The sequence below is a fragment of the Kitasatospora sp. NPDC094028 genome (assembly GCF_049543595.1).
Taxonomy (GTDB): domain Bacteria; phylum Actinomycetota; class Actinomycetes; order Streptomycetales; family Streptomycetaceae; genus Kitasatospora.
Genome location: NZ_JBMVFA010000004.1, coordinates 120,891 through 131,543 on the forward strand (window position 1 = coordinate 120,891; position 10,653 = coordinate 131,543).

Sequence of the window (10,653 nt, forward strand, 5' to 3'; positions counted from 1 at the left end):
CTGGAAATCGTTCCCGGCGGCCCCGACGAGGGGGTGAGCGTGCATGGCCGAGCGCAGGGTCACGGTGGGGCAGGTGGTGCTGGCCCGGGTCGAGGCGCAGGCGGTGGTGCTGGCCGGCCTCGACGAGGCCGTGCGGGCGGACGAGCCGGACGCGGTGCACCGGATGCGGGTCGCCTGCCGGCGGCTGCGCAGCGCGCTGCGCACCTTCCGCCGCTACTTCGCCCCCGGCGCCGCCGACCACCTGGTCGGCGAGCTGCGCTGGCTGGCCGCCGCCCTCGGTGGGGCCCGGGACCGTGAGGTGCTGGCCGAGCGGCTGGCCGGCCGGGCCCGGGAGCTGCCCGCCGAGTGCGGGCCGGAGCGGGTGGCGGCCGCGCTGGAGCGGTGGGGGCGGGCGGAGTACCGGGCGGTGTGGCCCGAGGTGGTGGCCGCCCTGGACAGCCCGCGCCGCCGGGCGCTCGGCGCCGACCTCGGCGCGCTGCTCGCCGACCCGCCGCTGCGCCGCCGGGCCGGCCGGGCCGCGGGCCCCGAGCTCGCCCGGGTCGCCGCCCGCGAGCAGCGCCGGGTCCGCGACCGGGTGCGGGCGGCGTTGGCGGCGCCCGCCGAGGAGCGGGACGCCGCGCTGCACGAGGCCCGCAAGGCGGCCAAGCGCGCCCGGTACGCGGGCGAGACCGCCGCCCCGGCGGTCGGCCGGCGGGCCGAGCGGTACGCGGAGCGGATGAAGGCGGTGCAGGAGGTGCTGGGCGAGCACCAGGATGCGGTGGTCGCGGCGGCGGCCCTGGCCGGGCAGGCGGCGGCCGGCGGCGAGCCCTTCGGCTACGGCGCGCTGTACGCCCGCGAGCTCGCCGCCGCACAGGCGGCGCGCGGCCGGCTGCCGCAGGTGTGGGCGGGGGCGCGGAAGCGGCGGCTCGCGCGGTTCTAGCCCACGGCCAGCCAGCGGTCGTCCTCGAACTCGGCGGGGACGTCGTCCTGCCACGGGTCGATGCCGCGGCGTTCGAGCTCCTCGAACCAGCGGTCCCGCTGGGACTCGGGCAGCCGGTGACCGCACCAGGGGCAGAACTCGATGACGGACACCGAGGCGCCGCCGTCGTGGATGACGATCCCGTACTCCTGGAACTTCGGCGAGAAGTGGATCAGGGCGTCGGGGCAGTCGAAGGGGTCCTCGTGCCGGTCGCAGGGCCGGTTGAGCTGGGCGGTCATCGACTCGCAGCAGTGCGGGGTCAAGGGGTCGGTCCTCCGGAGGTCGATCGGGGTGTCGGGGCGAGTCCGGCCGAGCGCGCCGCGTCCCCGAGCAGGTCGAGGAGCATCGTCGTGGTGAGGCGGCCGGTGTTCGTGTTGCGCGGGCTCACGTGGTAGCAGCCGTACAGCCGCAGGGCGGGGCCGCCGTCGCGGGCGGGGAAGTCGGCGCGGGCGGCGTGGCCGAAGGCGGGGCGGGGGCGGGGGACCTGCCAGCCGGCGTCGGCGATCACCGGGAGCACGGCCTGCCAGGCGAAGCCGCCGAGCGCGACGACCGTCCGCACGGTGGGGCGCATCAGCCGCAGTTCGCGGCTGATCCACGGGCGGCAGGTGTCGCGTTCGGCGGTGCTCGGCTTGTTGTCGGGCGGGGCGCAGCGGACCGGGTCGGTGATGCGGACGCCGGAGAGCTCCAGGCCGTCGCCGGAGCGGACGGATTCGGGGCGGTTGGCGAGCCCGAGCTCGTACAGGGCGGCGTAGAGCAGGTCGCCGGAGGGGTCGCCGGTGAAGATCCGGCCGGTGCGGTTGGCGCCGTGCGCGGCGGGGGCGAGGCCGACCAGGACGAGCGGGGCGTCGGGCGGGCCGAAGCCGGGGATGGGCCGGGCCCAGTAGTCCCAGTCCTGGTAGGCGCGGCGCTTGGTGCGGGCGGTCTCCTCGCGCCACTCGACGAGCCGGGGGCAGGCCCGGCAGTGGGTGACGACGTGGTCGAGTTCGGTCAGGCCGGCCGCACGGGCGGCGGCCTCGGCCGGGTGGCGGGGGTGGCCCGGGTCGTCGGCGGGGGACTGCGGCGGCATGGCGACGATGGTAGGGGCTCCGGCCGTTCGTTCCGGCTGCTTCCGGTCAGGCGTAGCGTGGAATCAGTCGCTCCGGCGGCCGCGGCCCGGTCGGGTCGGCGGCGGCCGGGCGTGCGGGTGTGCGCGGAGCCGCGAGGAGGCCGCGATGATCGTCGATGCGGTGCTGGGGGCGCTCGGGGGGCTGGCCGGGCTGGGGGCGATCTGGGCGGGGCTGAGCATCCGGGTCGTCCAGCAGTTCCAGCGGGGCGTGGTGTTCCGCTTCGGCAGGGTGCGCGAGGAGATCCGCGAGCCGGGGCTGGTCGCGCTGATGCCGATCGCGGACCGGCTGCGCAGGGTGAACGTGCAGATCGTGACGATGCCGATCCCGGCGCAGGAGGGCATCACCCGGGACAACGTGACCGTGCGGGTGGACGCGGTGGTCTACTTCCGGGTGCTCGATCCGGTGAAGGCGACGGTCAACGTGCAGGACTACCACTTCGCGATGTCGCAGGTGGCGCAGACCTCGCTGCGGTCGATCATCGGCAAGAGCGAGCTGGACGACCTGCTGGCCAACCGCGAGCCGATCAACCAGGGGCTGGAGTTGATGATCGACAGCCCGGCGTTGGGCTGGGGCATCCAGATCGACCGGGTGGAGATCAAGGACGTCGCCCTGCCGGAGTCGATGAAGCGCTCGATCGCCCGGCAGGCGGAGGCCGAGCGGGAGCGGCGGGCGCGGATCATCACGGCGGACGGCGAGTACCAGGCCTCGGCCCGGCTGTCGGAGGCGGCCGCGGTGATGAGCGCGACGCCGTCGGCGCTGCAACTGCGGCTGCTGCAGACCGTGGTGGAGGTCGCGGCGGAGAAGAACTCGACGCTGGTGCTGCCGTTCCCGGTGGAGCTGCTGCGGTTCCTGGACAGCGCGACCGAGTCCCAGCAGCGCGACCTGCTGGCGGCCGCCGCGGTCGCCGCCGCCGCGAAGTCCGCGGAGCAGGCGGTGGAGGCCGGCGAGGCCCCGGCGGCCCGGCTCGACAGCGAGCCGCCGCAGCACGAACTCCCGCCGCTGGACGAGCTGTTGTCCCACTCGCCGCTGGAGGGCGCGGACCTGGAGGGCGGCGGTGCGGACGGCGCGACGGGCGACCGGGCGGGGCCGGCGGCGGCGCCCTGACGGGCGCCCGGTGGCGTGGGCCGTCGGCCCGGACCAGGATGGACGAGGGGGCGAAGCAAGGTCAGGAGGCGGACCATGACCAGAGCCAGCGACATCATGCACCCGGGCGCGGAGTGCATCCGCGAGCACGAGACGCTCGCGGCCGCCGCCCGGATCATGCGGGAACGGCACGTGGGCGCCCTGCCCATCTGCGGGGAGAACGACAAGCTGCTGGGCATCGTGACCGACCGCGACATCGTGCTGCGCTGCGTCGCCGAGGGGCTCGACCCGGCGCGGGTGACGGCGGGCGACCTGGCCCTGGGGCGGCCGATGACGGTGGAGGCGGACGAGGACTGCGAGCAGGTGCTGCGGGTGATGGAGCAGTACCAGGTCCGCCGGCTGCCGGTGATCAACCACCCCGAGCACAAGCTGGTCGGCATGATCAGCGAGGCGGACATCGCGCGCGGGCTGCCGCAGGCGCGGCTCGCGGAGTTCGTGGCGGCGGTGACCGCGGAGCAGCCGCCCCGGAAGGAGGCGCTGCAGGCCTGAGCGGGGCGGGCGGGAGGCCTTCCGGGCAGGGCCGGGAGGCCTCCGGGCCTGCCCGGGCGCGGTCGTCAGCCCAGGGCGTAGACCGCGGTGGCGTGCGCGGCCGGCTCCTCGGTGCCCTCGGCGGTGAGGGTGACGTCGAGGAAGGCGATCCGGCGGCCGAGCTTGGTGATCCGGGCGCGCACCAGGACGTCCCGGTCCGTGATGGCGCGCTGGAAGCTGGTCGACTGCTGCACGGTGGTCATCGGCCCGAAGCCGCCGCGGGCCGCCGAGACGGCGATCACGCAGGCGGTGTCGGCGGCGGCCATCAGTGCCTGCCCGGAGAGGGCGCCGCCCTCGCGGGCGAGCCGGTCGGTCCACGGCAGCCGCAGGACGGCGTGCTGCGCGCCGGTCTCGGTGGTGGTCAGGCCGAGCTCCTGAACCCAGGGGGCGAAGTGCTCGGCGAGGATCTTGTCCGCTTCGGTGGTGGTGAGGGTCATCCGGCCATTGTGGCAAGAGTGTTGGCGCGGTGTCAGGAAGCGGTCAGGGTGTCCAGATGGCGGCGGAGCACCGCGCGCAGCTCGTCGGGGCCGACCAGGTCGGGGTGCTGGACGGCCTGCAGGGTGAGGCCGTCCAGGAGGGCGGAGAGCCGGCGGGTCTCGACGTCGAGGTCCAGGCCGGGGGTCAGGGCGCCGGCTCGTTCGATCTCGACCAGGACGCGCCGGACGAGGTCGTCCAGCCCGGCCTGCATCTCGGCGGAGCGGGCCCGCAGTTCGGGCCGGGTGCGGGCGGCGGTGACGAAGGAGAGCCAGAGCGCGGACTCCTCCCGGCGCTCGGCGTCCAGGGGCAGGACCTCGGCGAGCAGGTCCCGGGTGCGGCCGCGCCGGTCGGTTCCGGCGGCCGGGTCGAGCAGGGCGCGGGCGTGGTCGCGGACGCGCTCGTCGATCCGCCGGGCCAGCTCGCCCATGGCGAAGAGCATCAGCTCGGAGCTGCCCGCGAAGTAGTGCCGCACCGAGCCGATGGCCAGCCCGGCCTCCTCGGCGACGTTGCGCAGGGAGGCGTGCTCCAGGCCCTCCCGGGCGGCGACGCGCAGGACGGCGTCGGCGACGGCCTGGCGGCGCTCCACGGGGTCGACGATCTTCGGCATGTTGCCGTTATAGCACGGGCGGGCTAAATTGCTGATTTAGCACGGTCAAGCTATAAAAACTCGGGGAGTGGGACATGAACGGCTGGGTGCACGTGGGACTGATCGCCGCCGTGGTGGTCGTGGTGGTGATCCGGCGGCTGCGCGGCGAACCGCTCAACGCCCGGGACCTCTTCGCGCCGCCGGTGGTGCTCACCGGGCTCGGCGTGTGGGCCCTGGCTCAGCACCACGGGCTCGGCGCCGGCGACTACGGCTGGGTGGGCGCGGGCGCCGTGCTCGGCACCGCGTTCGGCGCGTGCCGCGGCGCCACCATCCGGGTCTACGAGCGGGACGGCGTGCTGTGGCAGCGCTACCGCGGCTGGACCCTGCTGGTGGCGGCGGTCTCGCTCGTCGCGATGGCCGGCTTCGCCGCGCTCGCCGAGCACCAGGGCCTCGCCGCGGACGCCCGGCCGGTCCAACTGTCCATCGGTGTGGGCTTCCTGGGGGAGGCGCTGGTGGTCGGCGGGCGGGCGCTCGCCGCCGGCATCCCGTTCGCGCCCGAGTCGCGTGACGCGAACCCGTCATTCGGTCTGGACCGCTTCCGCCGGTGATGTCCGGTTATCTGGACCCCCCCTGGGCTCCGCGCCGCCAAGTCCCGGGCGCGACAGGGGGGAAGGCCGCTTCCTGTCAGGTGTGAAATTCCTGGACGGTCCTCTCCCGGAAGTGTTGGCATCTTGCTGCGGAGCGCCTTGCCGACGCTTTCGGGGGGTGGCGAAGATCGACCGAGACGCCGCGATCCCCAATAGAGGGAATGGCCCGAAGACGGGAGCTGGATCGGAACGGGCGCGTTCGAAGAGGGTTCCTCGAATACCGAGGAATTCGTCCGCGGCATTCCCGGGACCGACCGGCGAATCGACCGGCGGCGGTTCCGGTGCCTGCCGGCGACGACGCCACCTTCCGTAGCCCGAACCCTGCTTGACGGTCGGTCACCGGCCGCGGCTCCGACGAGTGCCGGGAGGACCGACCGCCTCCCGCGCCTCCCGGCGGCTGCCCGCAGGCGCGCGGCGGCCGCGACCCGCGCCCCGGCGCAAGGACCACTCCCCACACGAAGAAAGCGAATCCGGCTGTGAAGCATTCCCTGGTGTGCCTGCCCTTCGCGGGCGGCGGCGCGAGTTTCTACCGGGCCTGGAAGCAGTTCCAGCGCGACGACCTCGCGATCGTCCCGCTCCAGCTGCCCGGGCGGGAGGAGCGCTTCATCGACGAGCCGTACCAGGACGCCGTCGCCGCCGGTTCGGAACTCGCCGACCAGGTCCTCGACCTGACCCGTGGTCAGGGCCCGATCGCGCTCTTCGGGCACAGCCTGGGCGCGGTGCTCGCCTACGAGACCGCCCGCCAGCTCGAAGCCCGGGGCGTCGAGGAACTGCGCCACCTGTTCGTCAGCGGCTCGCCGGGGCCCTGGACCGGGCGCACCGCCCGGGCGACCGGCCTGGACGACGAGGGATTCCTGGCCCGGGTGGGGGAGTTCGCGGGCTACCAGCACGACGCCCTGGCCGACCCGGACATGCGCGAGCTGCTGCTGCCGATCCTGCGGGCCGACGTCGCCATGCACGAGGACTACAAGCCGGTCTCCGACCAGCCGCTGCGGACCCCGATCACCTCGCTGCGCGGGGCGGACGACGAGCTGGTGTCCGGCGAGGAGGCCGAGCAGTGGCGGGCCGCCACCGCGGCGGGCTTCGCCCGGGTCGAACTCCCGGGCGAGCACATGTACCTGGTGGACTCCCCGGTGCCGCTGCTGGACGAGGTCGAACGGGCCCTCCGCGCCTGACGGGCGCCGCGCGAGCAGCGGACCCGAGACGAGGACCCGGAGAAGGACGAAGAGGTCGGAGCATGTTGCTGCAGGGCAAGAACATCCTGGTCACCGGCGCCGCGCGCGGACTGGGCAGGGCCTGTGCCGAGCGGTTCGCCGCCGAGGGCGCCGAACTGGTGCTGGTCGACATCGGCGAGGACCTGGCGGGGGTGCCGTACCCGCTCGGCTCGGCCGGCCAGCTGGCGCACACCGCCGAACTGTGCCGGGCGCACGGGGCCTCCGTGGTCGTCGCGCACGCGGACGTGCGCGACCGCGCGGCCACCGAAGCGGTGGTGGACCAGGCGCTGGACCGCTTCGGCACCATCGACGTCCTGCTCAACGCCGCCGGCATCGCCGCCCCTTCGGGCAAGGCGACGCACGAGATCACCGACGACGAGTGGTCGCTCATGATCGACATCGACCTGTCCGGTGCCTGGCGCATGATCAAGGCCGTCGCGCCGTCGATGATCGAGCAGCACTCGGGCAGCATCATCAACGTCTCCTCGACCGCCGGGCTGGTCGGGTACCGCAACTTCGCCGGCTACGTCGCCGCCAAGCACGGCCTCGTCGGGCTGACCAAGGCCGCCGCGCTCGACTACGCGCCCTTCCGGGTGCGGGTCAACGCCCTGTGCCCGGGCTCGGTCCGCGACGACCCGGTGTACGAGGGCCGGATGCTCTCGGAGATCGCCCGTTCCCTGGACGTCGCGGTCGACGAGCACGAGGAGATCTTCGTGCAGGCCCAGCCGATGAACGCCCTGATCGAACCCGAGGACATCGCCGGCGCGGCCCTGTGGCTGGCCGGCGACGACTCGCGCCAGGTCACGGGCAGCGTGCTCACCGTCGACGGCGGCTTCAGCGCGCGCTGACCCGGGGCACCCGTGCCGACGCACTCCACCTCATTCCGAAGGAGTCCTTCCATGGCGACAGCAGCGCCGATCCGGGCCGGGAGACCGCCGGTGCCGACCGACCACCCGCTGCGGACCACCCGGGCCCGCGACCGGGCCCGGGCCTGTCACAGCCTGGTCGTACGGATGGCGGAGGCGGCACCGGCCGACGTGCTGGAGCGCAACCTCGCCCTCGCCGCCGCGACCTGGCCGGACCTCGCGTCGCTGCGGCTCTGGGAGCAGACCGTGCCCGCGGACGCGGACACCCCCCAGGCGCGCGAACGGGCGGAGCTGGAGGCCGGGCGCCCGCTGCGGGCGGCCGCCGGCCAGGTCCGCGCGGTGCTCCTGCGCTACCGCGACGGCGCCGCGGACCTGGTCCTGGTCGCCGAGCGGCGGGCGCTCCCGAGGCCCGTCCTGGCCGCCGTGGCCGCCGTGCTGACGACCGGCACCGGCCCGGCCCCGGGCGAGCTGCCCGGCGTGCGCAGCGGTGCGCCCGTCCCGTCCGGACCGCGGGCGGCCGAGCGGGCGGTGCCCGACTGGGGCCTCGGCGACCCCCGGCGGGCGGGCCGGGTCACCGCCCTGCCGCTCGAACTCCCCGCCCTCGGGCGGACGCCCGAGCAGCTCGTCGTCGGCGCCGTCGCCCTGGCGCTGACCCGGTACGGCTCCGGCGCCACCGTCCGGGTCGGGGTGCGCGACCTGCGCACCGACGCCGACGACCGGATCACGGCGCGGACCGTCGAGGTCGACGAGGGGCGCAGCGTCCAGGACTACCTGGACCGGCTCGCCGGCCCGGCCCGTCCGGGTGCGGACGCGGGCGCCACCGAACCGGTGACCGCCGCCGTCCTGCTGGACGACGCCGCCGCCGAGCTGCGCCACCGGCCCTGCCTGGCCCCGCTCGCGCCGCTCACCCTGCACTGGGAACGGCTCCCGGACGGAACCTCGCGCGGCACCTGGTGGATCGACGAGGGCGAGGTCTCCGCGCAGGCCGCCGCCCGGTTCGCCGCGCACGTCGCCCGGATCGCCACCTGGCTGGACGCGGCCCCGGCGGACACCCCGCTGTCCGCCGCCGAGTTGATGACCGAGGAGGAGGCCCGCGACGTCCTGCGGGCCGGCAGCACCCCGGCCCTCGACGCCCAGGCGGGCGCGGGCGACCGCACCATCCCGCAACTGCTCGCCGAGGTGGTGCGCCGGCAGCCCGACGCGGTGGCCCTGGTCGCCGGCACAGAACGTCTGACGTACCGTCAACTGGACGAGCGGGCAAGCCGGATGGCCGCCGGCCTGCGCGCGCTCGGCGTGCGGCCCGGCGCCAAGGTCGGCGTGGCGCTGGAGCGCGACGCGGAGCTCGTGGTGGCGCTCCTCGCGGTGCTCAAGGCCGGCTGCGCCTACGTGCCGATGGACCTGCGCTACCCCGAGGAGCGGCTGCGCTACACGACCGGCAACGCGGCCGTCTCCGTGGTCATCGGCGTGGGCGGCCGGTTCCCCGCCGTCGACGGCACCCGGGTGGTCGAGCCCGGCGAGCTGTTCGCGCTGGGGGAGGGTCGGGGCGCGGAGGCCGCCGAGCCCTCCGGCGACGCCTCGGCGACCGCCTACGTCATCTACACCTCCGGCTCCACCGGGCGGCCCAAGGGCGTGCCCGTGCCGCACCGCAACGTCGCCGCCCTGGTCGGTGCGACCGCCGGGAACCTCGGGCTGGGGCCCGAGGACGTGTGGACGCTGTTCCACTCCAGCGCCTTCGACTTCTCCGTCTGGGAGATCTGGGGCTGCCTGCTCACCGGCGGCCGCCTCGTGGTGGTGCCGTACTGGGTCACCCGGTCCGTGGACGAGTTCCACGAGCTGCTGGTCGAGCAGCAGGTCACCGTGCTCAACCAGACCCCGTCCGCGTTCGCGCAGCTCGTCGAGGCGGACCGGCAGCTGGGCGGGGACCTCGCGCTGCGCCTGGTCGTGTTCGGCGGGGAGGCGCTGGACGTGCGGATGCTGGCGAAGTGGTTCGCCCGGCACTCGCACACCCGCTGCCGCCTGGTCAACATGTTCGGCATCACCGAGACCACGGTGCACGTCACCGAGCGGACCGTGCTGCCCGCGGACGTCGTCGCCGGGTCGAGGTCGGTGGGCCGGGCGCTGCCCGGGTGGTCGCTGTCGATCCGTGACGAGCGCGGCCGGCTGCTGCCGCCGGGCGTCGCCGGGGAGATCCACGTCGGCGGCGCCGGGGTGGCCGAGGGCTACCTCGGGCTGCCCGAGCTCACCGCCGAGCGGTTCGTCACCGACCCGCTGACGGGCGAGCGGATCTACCGCAGCGGGGACCACGGCCGGATGCGGCCGGACGGCAGCCTGGACCACCTCGGGCGGCTGGACAGCCAGGTCAAGGTGCGCGGCCACCGCATCGAACTGGACGAGATCCGGTCGGTGCTGCTCGCCGACCCGGCCGTGACGGGCGCGGCCGTGGTGCTCAGCCACGACGTCCCCGGGGACGCCGCGACGGCCCGGATCGACGCCTACGCCGTGCTCCGCGACGGCGCCACGGCGCGGGACGTGCTCGCCCGCGCCCGGAGCGTCCTGCCCGGCTACATGATGCCGACCGCGGTCACCGAGGTCGCGTCGATCCCCCTGACCATCAACGGGAAGCTGGACGCCGCGAAGCTGCCGGCCCCCGCCCCGGCGGGACAGGCCGGCGCCCCGGCGCAGGCCCGGGCCCGGGAGGCGGTCGAGGAGGAGGCGTACGACCCGCTGGCCGAGGAGCTGCTGAAGCTGTGGAGCCACGTCCTGAACGTCGAGGTGGGCCCGCAGGACAACTTCTTCGAACTCGGCGGCAATTCCCTGCTCGTCATCCGGGTGCTCCGGGAGATGCGCTCGCGGGGCCTGCCGAAGGTCCAGGCCCAGGACTTCTACCGAAACTCGATTGCCAGTCAGTTCATCGCTCTGATGCGGGAGTTGAGCAGCTGAGCGGGGTCGGATGGTAGCCCTCCCGGCCGTACCGGACCCGCGCAGGCGCCACGGCGGAACCCCGCTCGTGGCGCCTGCGTGTTTCCGCTCCCGCGAAAGGTGACAGCTTGCTGCCCCGTTCCCGGGAAGCCGCCGCTTTCGTGGGGCCCGAATCGAACTCCACGGGCGGGGTGGCAAGTTACTGCAAA

General features: G+C 75.0%; 11 protein-coding genes. 7 read left to right on the forward strand and 4 right to left on the reverse strand.

From position 1 onward, the window contains the following. Nucleotides 1-43 precede the first annotated feature (43 nt). Entirely contained in the window at nt 44-919 is an 876-nt protein-coding gene (locus tag ACPC54_RS08610; protein WP_498962665.1) for a CHAD domain-containing protein, read from the forward strand. Here the strand turns inward: ACPC54_RS08610 and ACPC54_RS08615 are convergent. Beyond that, nucleotides 916-1,221 carry a DUF6980 family protein gene (locus tag ACPC54_RS08615; protein ID WP_498962667.1) on the reverse strand — a complete coding sequence of 102 codons (306 nt, stop codon included), beginning with the start codon at nt 1,219-1,221 and terminating at the stop codon, nt 916-918. The genes ACPC54_RS08610 and ACPC54_RS08615 overlap by 4 nt on opposite strands. Beyond that, nucleotides 1,218-2,024 carry a uracil-DNA glycosylase gene (locus ACPC54_RS08620; RefSeq protein WP_498962669.1) on the reverse strand — a complete coding sequence of 269 codons (807 nt, stop codon included), beginning with the start codon at nt 2,022-2,024 and terminating at the stop codon, nt 1,218-1,220. Before ACPC54_RS08620 ends, ACPC54_RS08615 begins: the two co-directional genes overlap by 4 nt. A gap of 145 nt (nt 2,025-2,169) precedes the next feature. Here ACPC54_RS08620 and ACPC54_RS08625 point away from each other — a divergent pair, with 145 nt between their 5' ends. Together ACPC54_RS08625 and ACPC54_RS08630 are read left to right on the forward strand one after the other, a co-directional pair. After that, a complete protein-coding gene (locus ACPC54_RS08625) occupies nt 2,170-3,168 on the forward strand; it encodes a slipin family protein (RefSeq protein WP_498962671.1) in 999 nt (332 codons plus the stop codon). Nucleotides 3,169-3,243: 75 nt separating this feature from the next. Continuing rightward, nucleotides 3,244-3,696 carry a CBS domain-containing protein gene (locus ACPC54_RS08630; protein ID WP_498962673.1) on the forward strand — a complete coding sequence of 151 codons (453 nt, stop codon included), beginning with the start codon at nt 3,244-3,246 and terminating at the stop codon, nt 3,694-3,696. 65 nt (nt 3,697-3,761) lie between these two features. On the opposite strand, the gene ACPC54_RS08635 is transcribed toward ACPC54_RS08630, so the two are convergent. Both ACPC54_RS08635 and ACPC54_RS08640 read right to left on the reverse strand, forming a co-directional pair. After that, a complete protein-coding gene (locus ACPC54_RS08635; protein WP_498962675.1) occupies nt 3,762-4,172 on the reverse strand; it encodes a PaaI family thioesterase in 411 nt (136 codons plus the stop codon). 32 nt (nt 4,173-4,204) lie between these two features. Then, nucleotides 4,205-4,819, reverse strand: a complete 615-nt coding sequence (locus tag ACPC54_RS08640; RefSeq protein WP_498962677.1) for a TetR/AcrR family transcriptional regulator — start codon at nt 4,817-4,819, stop codon at nt 4,205-4,207. Nucleotides 4,820-4,893: 74 nt separating this feature from the next. On the opposite strand from ACPC54_RS08640, the gene ACPC54_RS08645 reads away from it, so the two are divergent. The 4 genes from ACPC54_RS08645 to ACPC54_RS08660 all read left to right on the forward strand — a co-directional run bounded on the left by ACPC54_RS08645 (nt 4,894) and on the right by ACPC54_RS08660 (nt 10,465). After that, a complete protein-coding gene (locus ACPC54_RS08645) occupies nt 4,894-5,406 on the forward strand; it encodes a DUF1453 domain-containing protein (protein WP_498962679.1) in 513 nt (170 codons plus the stop codon). Between the two features lie 515 nt (nt 5,407-5,921). Next, entirely contained in the window at nt 5,922-6,620 is a 699-nt protein-coding gene (locus ACPC54_RS08650; RefSeq protein WP_498962681.1) for a thioesterase II family protein, read from the forward strand. A gap of 62 nt (nt 6,621-6,682) precedes the next feature. After that, nucleotides 6,683-7,507, forward strand: a complete 825-nt coding sequence (locus ACPC54_RS08655) for a mycofactocin-coupled SDR family oxidoreductase (RefSeq protein WP_498962683.1) — start codon at nt 6,683-6,685, stop codon at nt 7,505-7,507. 51 nt (nt 7,508-7,558) lie between these two features. Next, nucleotides 7,559-10,465 (forward strand): amino acid adenylation domain-containing protein, encoded by a 2,907-nt coding sequence (locus ACPC54_RS08660; RefSeq protein ID WP_498962685.1) that lies wholly within the window; start codon nt 7,559-7,561, stop codon nt 10,463-10,465. Nucleotides 10,466-10,653: the final 188 nt, after the last annotated feature.